Consider the following 15,972-nt stretch of genomic DNA (forward strand, 5'->3'; position numbering starts at 1 on the left):
CTCCCCGCGAGCGGCACCTCCCTCCTCGTCCCCGTCCACTACTGGTCGCCGACGGGATGGCACCGCTTCGGCTTCCCTCATCTCGCCGACGCCCCTGAACAGACCCCGTCGGCCGACGCAGTCACCGTCGCGGCACTGTTCAACCGCGAGTCGACGACGGCAGAGACCTCCGCTGCCGCAGGCGGCACCGAACTCGTGGCGCGCGTGGCCGACTCCGTCCGCCGCACCGCCGCCTTCGTCCGCGAGCGCCGCAAGGACCCCGACGACGGCGCCGACCTCTTCCTCACCGCAGAACAGGCCCTCGTCCTCGGCCACCCCCTGCACCCGGCCCCGAAGAGTCGCGAAGGTCTCTCCGAAGCCGAAGCGGCCCCGTACTCACCTGAATTGCGCGGCTCCTTCCCCTTGCACTGGCTCGCTGTAGCCCCCTCTCTCCTCGCCGCCGACTCGGCCTGGACCGAACGCGGCCGTCCCGTCCTCGCTGCCGAGCTCACCCGGCGCCTGGCCGGCCCCGGGCTGTCGCTGCCCGACGCCCACACGGTCCTGCCGCTGCACCCCTGGCAGCTCCGCGAGGTCCGGCACCGACCAGAGACCGCGCCTCTCTTCGATGCGGGCCTGCTCCAGGACCTGGGCCCGCACGGCCCCTACTGGCACCCCACCTCCTCCGTACGCACCGTTTATCGCTCCGGCGCCCCCGCCATGTTCAAGCTCTCGCTGGGCCTGCGCATCACCAACTCCCGTCGCGAGAACCTCCGTAAGGAACTCCACCGAGGCGTCGAAATGCACCGGCTCCTTCGCAGCGGCCTGGGCACGCAGTGGCAGGCGGCCCACCCGTCGTTCGACATCGTCCGCGACCCGGCCTGGCTCGCTGTCGACGCGCCCGACGGCACTCCCGTCCCCGGAATCGACGTAGTGATCCGGCACAACCCGTTCACCCCCTCGCAGGACGTCTCCTGCGTCGCCGGACTCGTCTCACCACGCCCTGACGCCCGAACCGACAACCCCGAGGACCGTCCGGGCAGGAGCCACCTCGGCGGGGGTGGCCAGGACGGGGTTCACCAGGGGATGGACCGGCCGGCGTGGCGGTCCCGGCTGGGAGTGGTCGTCACCCGCCTCGCTGCCCGTACCGGCCGCCCCCGAGGCGCCGTCGCCACCGAGTGGTTCCTGCGCTACTTGGAACACGTCGTCCGCCCGGTGCTGTGGCTCGACGGGGAGGCGGGGATCGCGCTGGAGGCACACCAGCAGAACATCCTGGTCCTGCTGGACGGCGACGGCTGGCCCAACGGTGGCCGTTACCGCGACAACCAGGGCTACTACTTCCGCGAGTCCCGACGGGCGGAACTCGACACCCGCCTGCCCGGCATCGGCGTCCACAGCGACACCTTCGTCTCCGACGAGGTCACTGACGAGCGTTTCGCCTACTACCTCGCGATCAACAACGTCCTCGGTCTCATCGGTGCGTTCGGCTCCCAACGCCTGGCTGACGAAGGGGTGCTGCTGGCTGCCTTCCGCCGCTTCCTCACGGGCTTGGCCTCCGGACCCACCCGACTTCGCACCACGCTTCCCGATCGCCTGCTCAACTCACCTCTCCTTCGCTGCAAGGCCAATCTGCTGACCCGTGTGCACGGCCTGGACGAACTCGTCGGCCCGGTCGACACCCAGTCCGTCTACGTCACCATCGCCAACCCCCTTCACTCCTGAGGAACATGACCCCCCTCGCCTTCTGAGAGGAGCACCCCCTGTCTCCCACCGACGCGACCGCCGACGAGATTTCCGCCCCCGGGCCCGATGCCGGTACAGGCACCTGCCCCGCTCCCGCCGGGGACGCCACGGTCCGGGGCGCCGACCGGAGCAGTGCTCGGAGCACCGATCACGAGGACACACTGGACCTGCGTCTGCCGGACGAACTGGTCGCACTCTTCGAGACGAGACACCTCGGCGGGGGCGACACCGGCACCGACAGTGCTGCCGGAACCGCAGCCGCAGCCGCAGCCGGGTACGAGCGGCAAAGCCGGGGCGACGACGACGCAGCGCCCGTCTCCCTCACCCCGGCCCGCGACGACCTGCTCGACGGAGTCGCCCAGTGGGGACCGGTCACCACCCCAGCGGGCGTGTTCCAGCTCGTGCCCGTGCGAGTCGAGCGGGACCTTCCCCTCGTGTGCCGCTGGATGAACGACCCCGCCGTGGCCGCGTTCTGGGAGCTGGCCGGGCCCCAGGACGTGACGGAGGACCATCTGGGGGCCCAGCTGGCCGGTGACGGACGCAGCGTGCCCTGCCTCGGGGTACTGGAGGGCACGCCGATGAGCTACTGGGAGATCTACCGGGCGGACCTGGATCTCCTGGCCCGCCACTATCCGGCCAGGCCGCACGACACCGGTATCCATCTCCTCGTCGGAGGCGTCACCGATCGGGGACGCGGTCTCGGCAGCGCTCTTCTGCGAGCCGTCGCCGATCTCGTACTCGACAAGAGGCCCGCCTGTGCCCGCGTCGTCGCGGAACCCGACCTTCGCAACATCCCGTCCGTCACCGCCTTTCTGAGTGCAGGATTCCGCTTCTCCGCCGAAGTCGACCTGCCCGACAAGCGGGCGGCCCTCATGATCCGAGACCGGTTCCTGCGCGACCTGCTGTAGCACCGCGTCACCGTGCAATCACTTTTGGTACACCGCTCGGGCCGAGTCGGTTCCCATCCGCCGCGAGAATTCCTCCGACGGGCTTCAGACCGTGCGACTCCTGCCCCACCACCCCCACGGGGTCTCGATCGATATCTCCGCGGGATCGAAGTCGCCACGACCAGCCATCGGTCGGTCCTGGTCGGCTACCGACACAGTCCCCGTCCGCTCACGACCGGACCGGCCCCCCCAATCCGCCCCGGGCCGAGCCGATCCGATCTCCCCCTGTTTCTCCGAGAAGCTCCAGGTCTTGATGCCCCCCCTCACCACCGCCTTGATGACCCCTTTGTCAGTGCCGGGCCGTAGGGTGGTCGCGCTATGACGAAGCCCTCACTCCCTGAACTCCTGCATGCTGCCGTCACTGCCGTCGGCGGCACGGAGCGCCCCGGCCAGGTGACCATGGCCGAATCCGTCGAGGACGCGATTGACGACGGTTCCCACCTGCTGGTGCAGGCCGGCACCGGTACCGGAAAGTCGCTGGGCTACCTCGTGCCCGCGCTCGCACACGGGGAGCGGGTCGTCGTCGCCACGGCCACCCTGGCGCTGCAGAGACAGCTCGTAGAGCGCGACCTGCCCCGCACGGTCGACGCGCTGCACCCGCTGCTGCGCCGCCGCCCGGAGTTCGCGATGCTCAAGGGCCGGTCGAACTACCTGTGTCTGCACCGGCTCCACGAGGGTGTCCCGCAGGACGAGGAGGAGGGCCTCTTCGACCAGTTCGAGGCCGCCGCACCGACCAGCAAACTGGGTCAGGACCTGATCCGTCTGCGGGACTGGTCGCAGGACACCGAGACCGGTGACCGCGACGACCTCACGCCGGGTGTCTCCGACCGGGCCTGGGCGCAGATCTCCGTGTCCTCCCGGGAGTGCCTGGGAGCGACGAAGTGCGCCTATGGTGCCGAGTGCTTCGCCGAGATGGCACGCGAGCGCGCCAAGCTCGCCGAGGTCGTCGTCACCAATCACGCCCTGCTTGCGATCGACGCCATCGAAGGCGCCCCCGTCCTTCCTCAGCACGAGGTCCTGATCGTCGACGAGGCCCACGAGCTGGTCTCCCGGGTCACCGGGGTCGCCACGGGCGAGCTCACCCCCGGCCAGGTCAACCGCGCGGTGCGGCGCTCCGCGAAACTCGTCAACGAGAAGGCCGCCGACCAGCTCCAGACCGCGGCCGAGGGCTTCGAGCGGCTGATGGAGCTCGCCCTGCCCGGTCGACTGGAGGAGATCCCGGAGGACCTCGGCTACGCGCTGATGGCTCTGCGCGACGCAGCCCGTACGGTCATCTCCGCCATCGGCGCGACGCGCGACAAGTCGGTCCAGGACGAGGACGCGGTCCGCAAACAGGCGCTGGCCTCCGTGGAGTCGGTGCACGACGTGGCGGAGCGGATCACCAACGGCTCGGAGTGGGACGTCGTCTGGTACGAGCGTCACGACCGATTCGGCGCCTCCCTGCGCGTGGCTCCCATGTCGGTGTCGGGCCTGCTGAGGGAGAAGCTGTTCGCGGACCGTTCCGTGATCCTGACCTCGGCCACCCTGAAGCTGGGCGGTGACTTCAACGGCGTGGGAGCGTCCCTGGGGCTCGGTCCGGAGGGGACCGAGGGCGAGGACCTGCCGAAGTGGAAGGGTGTCGACGTCGGCTCGCCCTTCGACTACCCCAGGCAGGGCATTCTCTACGTCGCCAAGCATCTCTCGCGTCCCGCGCGTGACGGCGACCGAGTGGACATGCTCGACGAACTGACGGAGCTCATCCAGGCGGCCGGCGGCCGCACCCTGGGGCTCTTCTCGTCCATGAGAGCGGCCCAGCTCGCTGCCGAGGAACTGCGCTCACGTATCCCGGAGTTCCCGATCCTCCTCCAGGGCGAGGAGACCCTCGGAGAACTGATCAAGAACTTCGCGGCCGATCCGAAGACCTGCCTCTTCGGCACGCTGTCTCTCTGGCAGGGCGTCGATGTGCCCGGCCCGAGTTGTCAGCTGGTCGTGATGGACAAGATCCCGTTCCCGCGGCCCGACGACCCCCTGATGAGCGCCCGCCAGAAAGCTGTCGAGGAGGCGGGAGGCAACGGCTTCATGGCGGTCGCGGCCACGCACGCCGCCCTGCTCATGGCCCAGGGGGCCGGTCGCCTCGTACGCGCCTCCGGGGACCGGGGTGTGGTCGCCGTACTGGATCAGCGGCTGGCGACGGCGCGCTACGGCAGCTATCTCAAGGCGTCACTGCCCGATTTCTGGTACACCACGGACCGTAACCAGGTGCGGAAGTCGCTGGCGGCGATCGACGCCGCGGCGAAGGTGACGGAAGCGGCGGAGCTCGCCGAGGAGGCCGAGAAAGCCCAGGCAGAGCTCGGGTGAACACCTGTTGGCCTGATTCGGCGGCGGATCAGGCCAACGCGTGGTGCGCATTGATTCGGCGCCGGCAGCGGACAGCACAGGGCCCCGGAACCGGCGCAGGGGTTCCGGGGCCCGGTCGGGTCGGCGAGGCTCGCCGCGGCGCTCAGACGCGCCGCAGAACCGCGACTACCTTGCCGAGAATGGTCGCGTCGTCGCCGGGGATCGGCTCGTACGCGGCGTTGTGGGGGAGCAGCCAGACATGGCCGTCCTCGCGCTTGAAGCGCTTGACGGTGGCCTCGCCGTCGAGCATGGCGGCCACGATGTCGCCGTTCTCCGCGACGGGCTGACGGCGCACGGTGACCCAGTCGCCGTCGCAGATCGCGGCCTCGATCATCGAGTCACCGACGACCTTCAGTACGAACAGCTCACCGTCACCGACCAGCTGGCGGGGCAGGGGGAAGACGTCCTCGACGGATTCCTCGGCGAGGATCGGGCCACCGGCGGCGATCCGGCCGACCAGCGGGACGTAGGACGCGGCGGGCTTGCCCGCGGTGTCCGTGGGCTGCACCGAGGCGCCCTGGTCGGAGCCGCGCACTTCGTACGCGCGCGGACGGTGCGGGTCACGGCGCAGGAAGCCCTTGCGCTCCAGTGCCATCAACTGGTGTGCGACGGACGAGGTGCTGGACAGGCCGACTGCCTGGCCGATCTCCCGCATCGACGGCGGGTAGCCGCGCCGCTGGACGGAGTCCCTGATGACCTCGATCACCCGGCGCTGCCTGTCGGTGAGTCCCGAGCTGTCGGCCCTGATGCCTGGAGGTCGGCCCGGCAGGGAGCGCTTGTGCCCCTCGGGATTCACGGGTTCGTTCATCGCATGCACCGGCTCGAGTCGGCCCTGGGAACGGTCCTGGGCAGTGATGGTGGCACTGTCTGCGGTCGTGGTCACGTCGGCCCCTCTCGATGGTCTCCCTGCTGGACAACGGTAGTTGCTTTCGAAAGGTTGCGCCAAACACACGTTCGAGTGAAAAATCGCGGTTCGCCTGTCGCGATCATGTGTTTGGGTGTATGGCTAACGCGCCGCCTGCCGAACAAAAGGGCTCATTGCTGTACTCTTCACCGCCGGACGGCGACCTCGCGGGTTGTTGCCCCAGTCTGCCATCCGGTACTCCGTCGGCCGGGTACCGGCTCCCATCTGTGCGGGAATCCCACGTCCCCTCCTTGTGGCGCCCACGGTATCTCCGCATCCGCCGCAGCGATACGGCTGTGCGCCGTGTCGCCGGGAGCCGGGGCGGGCGCATGGCACATGCCAATACGTGCGCGACGCGCGTGTGCGGCGTGTATGTCGCGCCAATCCCTACATGTAGTGCTTGGATTGCTGCAGCAGCCCAGAAGTTGTGGTCCCCCGGGTCTCCGGGCCCGCCGCGATCGCCTATGCTGGGGGCTGCTTCGAGGGGCCCATGGGGCTCAGCGAGGCTATTGAGTCTGCTGTGAGGAGGGTTGGGAGTTCATGCACTGCCCCTTCTGCAGGCACCCCGACAGCCGCGTCGTCGACAGTCGTACGACCGACGACGGCACGTCGATCCGCAGGCGCCGCCAGTGTCCGGACTGCTCCCGTCGTTTCACGACCGTGGAGACGTGCTCGCTGATGGTGGTCAAGCGGTCCGGAGTCACCGAGCCTTTCAGCCGTACCAAGGTCATCAACGGCGTCCGCAAGGCATGCCAGGGAAGGCCTGTCACCGAGGACGCGCTCGCTCAGCTCGGCCAGCGGGTCGAGGAAGCGGTGCGCGCCACCGGGAGCGCCGAGTTGACCACCCATGACGTGGGGCTGGCCATACTCGGCCCGTTGCAGGAGCTCGATCTCGTCGCGTATCTGCGATTCGCCTCCGTCTACCGGGCGTTCGACTCGCTCGAGGACTTCGAGGCCGCGATCGCGGAACTGAGGGAGGACACGGGACCCCCCGCCACGGACGACGAGGACCGTGCAGAGGCTGTGGGCGGCGACGAGGCCGTCGCGGGGAGCCAGGAAGACGATCGCGGGCCCAGGGGGACTGCTCAGGTCCCCGAGCCCGCCCACGCCGCCGACTGATCGGCGGGCCGGACCGGGCCGGCATCCCGGGCCGGCCGGACGGTGGCGAACCAGGACCTGTTGCGGGCGGTAGCGAGTGAGCGCCCGCAATACCAGACAGAACACCGTGCCACGGGAACAACGGGGCACTTCAGGGCGTTTTAGCCCGTACAGGGAGGCGGCATGACAGAGACGGCGAGCGGTCCGGCACGGAGTTCCCGCGCCAAGGGCACCAAGGCGACTGCGAACAAGGGCCTGCGTATCGAGCGCATCCACACCACCCCCGGCGTGCATCCGTACGACGAGGTGGAATGGGCGCATCGTGACGTCGTCATGACCAACTGGCGCGACGGCTCGGTCAACTTCGAGCAGCGTGGCGTCGAGTTCCCCGACTTCTGGTCGGTGAACGCGGTCAACATCGTCACCAGCAAGTACTTCCGCGGTGCCGTCGGCACCCCCCAGCGCGAAGTGAGCCTCAAGCAGCTCATCGACCGCATCGTGAAGACGTACCGGAAGGCCGGCGAGGACTACAAGTACTTCGCCTCGCCCGCCGATGCGGAGATCTTCGAGCACGAGCTGGCGTACGCCCTCCTGCACCAGATCTTCAGCTTCAACAGCCCTGTGTGGTTCAACGTCGGCACGCCCCAGCCGCAGCAGGTCTCGGCCTGCTTCATCCTGTCCGTCGACGACTCCATGGAGTCGATCCTCGACTGGTACAAGGAAGAGGGCATGATCTTCAAGGGCGGCTCCGGTGCCGGCCTGAACCTCTCCCGTATCCGCTCCTCCAAGGAACTGCTGTCCTCGGGCGGCAACGCCTCGGGTCCCGTCTCCTTCATGCGCGGTGCCGACGCCTCCGCGGGAACCATCAAGTCGGGTGGCGCCACGCGTCGCGCCGCCAAGATGGTCATCCTCGACGTCGACCACCCCGACATCGAGGACTTCATCGAGACCAAGGTGAAGGAGGAGGAGAAGATCCGCGCCCTGCGCGACGCGGGCTTCGACATGGACCTGGGCGGCGACGACATCACGTCCGTCCAGTACCAGAACGCCAACAACTCGGTCCGTGTGAACGACACGTTCATGAAGGCCGTGGAGCAGGGCGGCAAGTTCGGTCTGACGTCCCGGATGACCGGCGAGGTCATCGAAGAGGTCGACGCCAAGGTGCTGTTCCGCAAGATGGCCGAGGCCGCGTGGGCGTGTGCCGACCCGGGCATCCAGTACGACGACACCATCAACCACTGGCACACCTGCCCGGAGTCCGGCCGTATCAACGGCTCGAACCCCTGCAGCGAGTACATGCACCTGGACAACACGTCCTGCAACCTCGCCTCGCTGAACCTGATGAAGTTCCTCAAGGACGACGGCAAGGGCAACCAGGCCTTCGAGGTCGAGCGCTTCGCCAAGGTCGTCGAGCTCGTCATCACCGCGATGGACATCTCCATCTGCTTCGCGGACTTCCCGACCCAGAAGATCGGCGAGAACACGCGCGCGTTCCGCCAGCTCGGCATCGGCTACGCCAACCTCGGCGCCCTGCTCATGGCGACCGGCCACGCCTACGACTCCGACGGCGGCCGCGCCCTCGCCGGTGCCATCACCTCCCTGATGACCGGTACGTCGTACAAGCGCTCCGCCGAACTCGCCGCGGTCGTCGGCCCGTACGACGGCTACGCGCGCAATGCGCAGCCGCACCTGCGGGTCATGAAGCAGCACTCCGACGAGAACACCAAGGCCGTCCGCATGGACGACCTGGACACGCCGATCTGGGCCGCCGCCACGGAGGCCTGGCAGGACGTGCTGCGCCTCGGCGAGAAGAACGGTTTCCGTAACGCCCAGGCGTCCGTCATCGCCCCGACCGGCACCATCGGTCTCGCGATGTCCTGCGACACCACCGGACTTGAGCCCGACCTCGCCCTGGTCAAGTTCAAGAAGCTGGTCGGCGGCGGCTCGATGCAGATCGTCAACGGCACGGTCCCGCAGGCCCTGCGCCGCCTGGGTTACCAGGAGGAGCAGATCGAGGCGATCGTCGCCCACATCGCCGAGCACGGCAATGTCATCGACGCCCCCGGCCTCAAGCACGAGCACTACGAGGTGTTCGACTGCGCCATGGGCGAGCGCTCCATCTCCGCGATGGGCCACGTCCGCATGATGGCCGCGATCCAGCCCTGGATCTCCGGCGCGCTCTCCAAGACGGTCAACCTGCCGGAGTCGGCGACCGTCGAGGACGTCGAAGAGGTCTACTTCGAGGCCTGGAAGATGGGCGTCAAGGCGCTCGCCATCTACCGCGACAACTGCAAGGTCGGCCAGCCCCTCTCCGCCAAGACCAAGGAGAAGGAGAAGGCCGAGGTCACCGAGAAGACCGAGGCGACCATCCGCGAGGCGGTCGAGAAGGTCATCGAGTACCGCCCGGTCCGCAAGCGCCTCCCCAAGGGCCGTCCCGGCATCACGACGTCCTTCACGGTCGGCGGCGCCGAGGGCTACATGACCGCCAACTCCTACCCGGACGACGGTCTCGGCGAGGTCTTCCTGAAGATGTCCAAGCAGGGCTCCACCCTCGCGGGCATGATGGACGCGTTCTCCATCGCCGTCTCGGTCGGCCTCCAGTACGGCGTGCCGCTGGAGACGTACGTCTCGAAGTTCACCAACATGCGCTTCGAGCCGGCCGGCATGACGGACGACCCGGACGTGCGGATGGCGCAGTCGATCGTCGACTACATCTTCCGCCGCCTGGCGCTGGACTTCCTCCCCTTCGAGACCCGCTCCGCGCTCGGCATCCACTCCGCCGAGGAGCGTCAGCGCCACCTCGAGACCGGCTCCTACGAGCCGACCGAGGAGGAGGTCGACGTCGAGGGGCTCGCCCAGTCGGCGCCGCGCACCCAGGAGCTGAAGGCCGTCGCCACGCCCAAGGCGGAGGTCGAGGCGGCCAAGCCCGCCCCGCAGCAGGCCCACACGAGCGCCGAGCTGGTGGAGATGCAGCTGGGCATCCAGGCCGACGCCCCGCTGTGCTTCTCCTGCGGCACGAAGATGCAGCGGGCCGGTTCCTGCTACATCTGCGAGGGTTGTGGCTCGACCAGCGGCTGCAGCTGATCTGAGCAGGCTATGAAGGGCGGTGCAGCCGGACCTCGGCTGCACCGCCCTCGGTCTTTTCCGTTTCTCCACGCGACGATCACGCGTTAGGCTCCCCCGGCGCACGACCGGCGCGAACAGCTGGGTGGGGGATACGGGGACGATGGCTGAGCAGCAGATCGCCGATGCGGCGGAGGGCATGGGGCAGCCCGAGAAGGCCCCGAACGAATGGGGTCAGGCCCTGCTGGCGCTGGTGGTGGTCGGGGGGGTTGCGGCTCTTGTGTTGTCAGGGACCTTTCAGCAGAAGGCCGACGACGATCCCGAACCTGCCGAGTGCCACACATCGGACAAGGCCCGGCCCTCGAAACTCGTCTCAGGGATGCAGTTGTGCACGGCACTGAACCGAGCGGACCTGCCGACCCTGCTCGGCACGCCGACCGAGTACGCGATGACCGCCAACGGCAACGAGAGCGTGGGCGACTGGGCCGACGGCACCAAGACCGTCACACCCCAGGCGGAGATCCAGCTGTCCACCTACACGGTGAAGTTCTCGACGTCCGAGGACGACATCCCGGTGGCCGAGATGGCCGGCCTCCTGGGCGGTTCGGCCGAAAAGAGGACGGTTGGCGGCCACCCTGCGGTCCTCTACTCGAATCGGACCATCGCCCTCAAGTTCAACCTCGGCGGCGGCAAGGTCGACACCGGCCCCGGCGGTATCGCACGCAGCCTGGTGGTCGCCAGGGATGCCAAGGACGGCGGCGGCTTCTACGAGGTCTCCATCTGGCGTCAGGACGACGTCCCGCCCGACGACCTCGCGTTGTTCCGTGTCGCCGAAGCGGTGCTGCCGACGGTCCCGGGATGGACCGCCGGCTGACAGGTCACGCCCGGCCCATGCTCCGGGTGAAGGTGGCGGGGTCGTCCTCGAAGCCGGTGATCCCCGGGTGGAAGTCCCAGGTGCCGGACTCCTGGCGCACGAACTCCGCGATCCTCGCGGCGGTGGCGCCGAGGACGCCGCCGAAGTCGTCCTCCGCCAGGACCGTGTAACCCTCCCGTATGCGCAGGGCCGGGTTGATCACGCCGACGAAGGTGCGGTGCGCGGAGCGCTGCTGGATGACGGCGCCGACGACCACGCGCGTGTACCGGGCGTCCAGTCGGTCGAGTTCGAGGGTCATGACCTCGTCCCAGCCGAAGCCCTTGCCGTCCTTGCTGTCCCGGTTGAGATAGATGGTCCCGTCGGGGGAGCGGCTGTCGAAGTGCACCACATAGGCGGGATCGCCGTACGGGTCGCCCGCCACGTAGGTCGCGGCGACGATGTCCAGGTCGGTGGCCGGTTGCCCCGCCGGACTCGGATCCCACTTGAGCGAGACCTCGACCTTGCGGATCCCCTTGTTGATGCCGCTCACCGGATTTCCCCTTCCCCCTGTGTCCACGGCCCGAACTGCCCAACAGGCAGCACCGGTTGTCCATCCTGCCACGCGCGTGTGTCACTCGTGGGTCACCTCTGCCGCCGAGAGTGACCGGCGCCACGCTCCGTGGCCTTACCATGGCGCGGTGCTGGTCAAGTGGATTCGCTGCACCGTGGTGGACCGCCGCGGCTTCGAGCGGGGGCAGCGAAAGTGGGCGGGGCTTCTTGGAGAGCCGGGATTCAGGGGACAGGGCGGAGGCTGGAGCCGGGGGCGGCAGGGCGTGGCGCACATCTTCTCATTCTGGGAGAGCCGTTCCTTCTACGACTCCTTCATGGCGCGTTCCCACGACCGGCTCGCGGCGGCCCAGTCAGGCACGTTCAAGGACATCCAGGTCAAGCTGTTCGACTACCGCTTCGACGTGAAGACAGGCTTCGAGCCCCGCTTCACCGACGCCGACCTGGTGCGGTTCGCCCACTGCCGCGTCCACGAGGAGCGCGCGGAGCACTTCACCCTGATGCAGGAGAAGGTCTGGAATCCGGCGATGGCAGGCTCGCCCGGGATGATCCGCGGCCTGTTCGGCGAGGCGCCGGGGAACGAGTTCCTGGTTCTCTCGATGTGGAGGTCGGCCGCCGAGCACGGCAAGTACCGCAGCGAACGCATCGAACGGCTCGCTCTCCGGGCCCAGACCGAGGCCGATGTCGCCGCCCTGACGGGCGACATCCTGGACCTCGAACCGGCCTGGACCGTTTGAAATCCGGACCCACCTGACGTACGTCTCCAGGGGCCGAAGGTGCGGGAAATGTGTGACCTACGCCGTATGGAGGCCGTACGAGTGCTCGATCGGCCCCGACCCGATCTAGGGTCTTGGCATGGCACGACCACGGCGAATCGTCCTTGTCCGGCACGGGGAGTCAACGGGCAATGTTGATGACACCGTGTATGAACGCGAGCCCGACCACGCCCTGGCCCTGACGGAACGGGGCTGGCGGCAGGCGGAGGAAACCGGAAAACGGCTGCGAGAGGTGCTCGGGCGCGAACGCGTCAGTGTGTACGTCTCGCCTTACCGTCGCACGCACGAGACCCTTCGCGCCTTCCACCTGGACCCCGAGCTCATACGGGTACGGGAGGAACCCCGGCTGCGGGAGCAGGACTGGGGAAACTGGCAGGACCGTGACGACGTACGGCTCCAGAAGGCGTACCGCGACGCCTACGGGCACTTCTTCTACCGGTTCGCCCAGGGCGAGTCCGGGGCCGACGTGTACGACCGGGTAGGCGGTTTCCTGGAGAGCCTGTTCCGCAGTTTCGAGGCCCCCGACCATCCGCCGAATGTCCTGATCGTGACGCACGGCCTGGCCATGCGGCTGTTCTGCATGCGCTGGTTCCACTGGACCGTCGCCGAATTCGAGTCGCTGTCGAATCCGGGGAACGCCGAGATGCGGATGCTCGTTCTCGGGGACGACGGCAAGTACGCCCTTGACCGGCCCTTCGGGCGCTGGCGGGAGCCGGAGCCGTACGGGATCACCGACTAGAGTGGCATACCGATGACCGCTGACTCCGACCTCGACGGGCGGCTGCGCCGCGCCCTGGCCAGTCTGCGTGGCCTGGCCGTGGGAGACGCGCTGGGCTCGCAGTTCTTCGTGCCGGTGAACTACCCCCTGCTGAAGAACCGGGAGCTGCCGCCGGGGCACTGGCAGTGGACGGACGACACCGAGATGGCCTGCTCGGTGGTTGCCGTCCTGGCCGCCCACCATCGCATCGACCAGGACGCCCTGGCCCAGTCCTTCGCCTCGCACCACGACTTCGACCGGGGTTACGGGCCCGCCGTCAACCGGCTGCTGAGGTTGGTCCGCGAGGGCGGTGACTGGCGTGAACTCGCCGCGGCCCTCTTCAACGGGCAGGGCTCCTGGGGCAACGGCGCTGCGATGCGCATCGCGCCCCTAGGCGCCTTCTACGCGGACGATCCGGAGCAGGCGACCCACCAGGCGGAGATCTCGGCGTACCCCACGCATCAGCACCGGGAGGCCGTCGTCGGCGCCATGGCCGTCGCCGCTGCCGCCGCGCTGGCCGCCGCTCCCGGCGGACCGCCCGGCCCTGGCGCGCTGCTGGACGGCGTCATCGCGCTCGTTCCGAAGAGTGCCGTCGGTGCGGGGCTGCGGCGGGCCCGCGACATGCTCGACTACGGGGACGCCTCCACCGTGGCGGCCGTGCTGGGCTGCGGGCGGCGTACGACGGCCCATGACACCGTGCCGTTCGCCCTGTGGTCCGCCGCCAGGTCCCTGGGTGACTATGAAGAGGCCTTCTGGACGACGGCTCAGGTCGGCGGGGACGTGGACACGACCTGCGCCATCGTGGGCGGCGTGGTCGCGTCGAGTAAGGCCGGGGTGCCGCCTGCCGAGTGGATCCGGCGGACCGAGGCCTTTCCGGACTGGGTGCGGGTGTCGGAGTAGGAACCCTGCCCCGCCGCCACCCGCGGCTGCCGGCCGGCGAGCCCGTGCAGGGCGCCACTCACATAGGTAGAAACTCTCCGTGCTCACCGGGAACTCTGCGTAATTGTCCGCCCGTTGTCATGACAGTTGCCGTCCGGCGGATGGGCCGACGTGCGAAAGGCACATGAGGGAGCGGGGGTGGGTGTGGCCATGGTGTGGTTGCCGCTGTTCGCCCTGTGCTGGTCGGTTCTTGCGGTGCGGACGGCCGGACTGTCGTCCTCGCCGTCGGTCCCCCGGACCCGGTCCGGCCGTCCGCAGCTCGTCGTGGACCCGGACCCGTCAGCCGAGACCCGGACCCGCGGTGCCGGCGAGTGCCTCAAGATCGCTCTTGCGGACCTTGATCACCAACCAGGCGCTGACCAGGGCGAGTACGGCCATCGAGGCGGCTGCCACGAAGCCCGACGAGATTCCCTGGGCGAGTACTTCGTGTCCCCAGGGGGCGGGCAGCTGGTGCGTCTTGGCGAACTCCGCCTTCTGCTCCGCCGAACCGTCGGCCATGAAGTGCGGCAGCTGCTTCTCCGCCTCGTCCTTGCTGGCGGACCCGAACACCGTCGTCAGGATGGACAGACCGAGCGAACCGCCCACCTGCTGCGTGGTGTTGAGCAGCCCGGAGGCCGCGCCGGCCTCGTGCTGGGCGACTCCGGAGACCGCGGTGATCGTCAGCGTCACGAAGTTCAGGCCCATGCCGAAGCCGAAGATCAGCATGGGGCCGAGGACTCCGCCGACGTAGGAGCTGTCGGAGCTGATGAGAGCCTGCCAGGCCAGCCCGGTCACCGCGAGCGCCGAACCGGCGAGCATGAACGGTTTGGGGCCGAGTACCGGCAGGAATCGCTGCGACAGGCCCGCGCCGAGCGCGATGACGACGGTGACGGGCAGGAAGGCGAGGCCGGCCTCGATCGGGGTGTAGTCCAGGACGTTCTGGACGAAGAGCACGATGTAGAAGAACATGCCGAACATCGCGGCGGCGAGACTCAGCATGATCACGTACGTGCCCGAGCGGTTGCGGTCGGCGAACATCCGCAGGGGGGTGATCGGTTCCTTGGCGCGCGACTCGATGAACGCGAAGGCGAGCAGGAGCGCCACGGCGACACCGAAGGACCCGATGGTCAGGTTGTCCCGCCAGCCCTCGTCGGCTGCCCGGATGAAGCCGTAGACCAGCAGGGCCATGCCTCCCGTGGAGGTGAGGGCGCCCGCGATGTCGAAGCGGCCGCTGTGCCGCGCGGACTCGCTGATGTACAGCGGGGTGAGGACGGCGATGAGCACGCCGATCGGCACGTTGACGAAGAGCACCCACCGCCAGTCGAGCCACTCGGTGAGCATGCCTCCCGCCAGCAGGCCTATCGCGCCGCCACCCGCGGAGACAGCGGCGAAGACGCCGAAGGCCCGGTTCCGCTCGGGCCCTTCGGGGAACGTGGTGGTGATCAGCGCCAGCGAGGTCGGCGACGCGATCGCTCCGCCGACGCCCTGCAGGACGCGGGCTGCCAGCAGTTGCCAGGGTTCCTGGGCGAGACCGCCGAGCAGCGAGGCGAAGGTGAACAGCAGGATGCCGGTCATGAAGACCCTGCGGCGCCCGAGGATGTCGCCCGCGCGGCCGCCCAGGAGCAGCAGGCCTCCGAAGGTGAGTGTGTAGGCGCTGACGACCCATGTGAGGTCGGTGGTGCTGAACTTGAGAGCGTCTTGAATGTGCGGCAGCGCGATGTTCACAATCGTCGCGTCGAGTACCACCATGAGTTGGCAGGCCGCGATGACGGCGAGGGCGATGCCGGGCCGCCCCGCCCTGCGGGCCACACCTGGTTTCTGATTGTCGATCAACTGAGAGGTTGTCACTATGGGTCCCCCACAAGCGCGTTAGTGAACGGTGCCGTTCACTGTTGCGCCAACGGTAGTGAGTCCCCAGTAGTGAACGCAAGCGTTCACTTAAGTTTGTTGGCGCGTGGCGTATCCCCCTATGCCGCCGCGCGGCGTCCCGCCCC

Annotated in this window: 12 protein-coding genes; 9 read left to right on the top strand and 3 right to left on the bottom strand. The window is 68.6% G+C overall.

Annotated features, from left to right (window positions below):
* The 3 genes from EHS43_RS18780 to EHS43_RS18790 form a co-directional block, all read left to right on the top strand.
* Positions 1–1,698 (top strand): IucA/IucC family siderophore biosynthesis protein (locus tag EHS43_RS18780; protein ID WP_125191924.1); only part of this gene is annotated, 1,698 nt, incomplete at its 5' end.
* 38 nt (positions 1,699–1,736) lie between these two features.
* On the top strand, positions 1,737–2,627 hold the full coding sequence (locus EHS43_RS18785) for a GNAT family N-acetyltransferase (RefSeq protein WP_125191925.1): 891 nt from the start codon (positions 1,737–1,739) through the stop codon (positions 2,625–2,627).
* Between the two features lie 357 nt (positions 2,628–2,984).
* Entirely contained in the window at positions 2,985–5,003 is a 2,019-nt protein-coding gene (locus tag EHS43_RS18790) for an ATP-dependent DNA helicase (protein WP_125191926.1), read from the top strand.
* A gap of 142 nt (positions 5,004–5,145) precedes the next feature.
* Here the strand turns inward: EHS43_RS18790 and lexA are convergent, their stop codons facing one another.
* A complete protein-coding gene (gene lexA / locus EHS43_RS18795) occupies positions 5,146–5,925 on the bottom strand; it encodes a transcriptional repressor LexA (RefSeq protein WP_125191927.1) in 780 nt (259 codons plus the stop codon).
* 561 nt (positions 5,926–6,486) lie between these two features.
* Between lexA and nrdR the strand changes: the two genes are divergently transcribed.
* The 3 genes from nrdR (at position 6,487) to EHS43_RS18810 (ending at position 10,981) form a co-directional block, all read left to right on the top strand.
* The gene (gene nrdR, locus EHS43_RS18800; protein ID WP_125191928.1) at positions 6,487–7,065 is read left to right on the top strand and encodes a transcriptional regulator NrdR; all 579 of its coding nucleotides are present in this window, start codon (positions 6,487–6,489) and stop codon (positions 7,063–7,065) included.
* A 162-nt stretch (positions 7,066–7,227) separates the two neighbouring features.
* The gene (locus EHS43_RS18805) at positions 7,228–10,128 is read left to right on the top strand and encodes a vitamin B12-dependent ribonucleotide reductase (RefSeq protein WP_125191929.1); all 2,901 of its coding nucleotides are present in this window, start codon (positions 7,228–7,230) and stop codon (positions 10,126–10,128) included.
* Positions 10,129–10,270: 142 nt separating this feature from the next.
* Positions 10,271–10,981 carry a DUF6215 domain-containing protein gene (locus tag EHS43_RS18810; RefSeq protein WP_185806301.1) on the top strand — a complete coding sequence of 237 codons (711 nt, stop codon included), beginning with the start codon at positions 10,271–10,273 and terminating at the stop codon, positions 10,979–10,981.
* 4 nt (positions 10,982–10,985) lie between these two features.
* Here the strand turns inward: EHS43_RS18810 and EHS43_RS18815 are convergent, their stop codons facing one another.
* Positions 10,986–11,510, bottom strand: a complete 525-nt coding sequence (locus EHS43_RS18815) for a TerD family protein (protein WP_125191931.1) — start codon at positions 11,508–11,510, stop codon at positions 10,986–10,988.
* A gap of 148 nt (positions 11,511–11,658) precedes the next feature.
* Here EHS43_RS18815 and EHS43_RS18820 point away from each other — a divergent pair, with 148 nt between their 5' ends.
* The 3 genes from EHS43_RS18820 to EHS43_RS18830 all read left to right on the top strand — a co-directional run bounded on the left by EHS43_RS18820 (position 11,659) and on the right by EHS43_RS18830 (position 13,960).
* Positions 11,659–12,264, top strand: coding sequence for a YdbC family protein (locus EHS43_RS18820; RefSeq protein WP_125191932.1), 606 nt, complete (start codon positions 11,659–11,661; stop codon positions 12,262–12,264).
* Between the two features lie 118 nt (positions 12,265–12,382).
* Complete coding sequence (locus EHS43_RS18825; protein ID WP_125191933.1) at positions 12,383–13,042, top strand: histidine phosphatase family protein; 660 nt, start codon at positions 12,383–12,385, stop codon at positions 13,040–13,042.
* A 12-nt stretch (positions 13,043–13,054) separates the two neighbouring features.
* Complete coding sequence (locus EHS43_RS18830; RefSeq protein ID WP_125191934.1) at positions 13,055–13,960, top strand: ADP-ribosylglycohydrolase family protein; 906 nt, start codon at positions 13,055–13,057, stop codon at positions 13,958–13,960.
* Positions 13,961–14,278: 318 nt separating this feature from the next.
* On the opposite strand, the gene EHS43_RS18835 is transcribed toward EHS43_RS18830, so the two are convergent.
* Entirely contained in the window at positions 14,279–15,826 is a 1,548-nt protein-coding gene (locus EHS43_RS18835) for an MFS transporter (protein ID WP_125191935.1), read from the bottom strand.
* Positions 15,827–15,972 lie beyond the last annotated feature (146 nt).

Source organism: Streptomyces sp. RP5T (assembly GCF_003933965.1).
Taxonomy (GTDB): Bacteria; Actinomycetota; Actinomycetes; order Streptomycetales; family Streptomycetaceae; genus Streptomyces.

What these genes read in the sequence shown, in the direction of transcription:
- EHS43_RS18790 (WP_125191926.1), top strand. Translation starts at nt 2,985, where the DNA reads ATGACGAAGCCCTCACTCCCTGAACTCCTGCATGCTGCCGTCACTGCC.
- nrdR (WP_125191928.1), top strand. Translation starts at nt 6,487, where the DNA reads ATGCACTGCCCCTTCTGCAGGCACCCCGACAGCCGCGTCGTCGACAGT.
- EHS43_RS18805 (WP_125191929.1), top strand. Translation starts at nt 7,228, where the DNA reads ATGACAGAGACGGCGAGCGGTCCGGCACGGAGTTCCCGCGCCAAGGGC.
- EHS43_RS18810 (WP_185806301.1), top strand. Translation starts at nt 10,271, where the DNA reads ATGGCTGAGCAGCAGATCGCCGATGCGGCGGAGGGCATGGGGCAGCCC.
- EHS43_RS18825 (WP_125191933.1), top strand. Translation starts at nt 12,383, where the DNA reads ATGGCACGACCACGGCGAATCGTCCTTGTCCGGCACGGGGAGTCAACG.
- EHS43_RS18830 (WP_125191934.1), top strand. Translation starts at nt 13,055, where the DNA reads ATGACCGCTGACTCCGACCTCGACGGGCGGCTGCGCCGCGCCCTGGCC.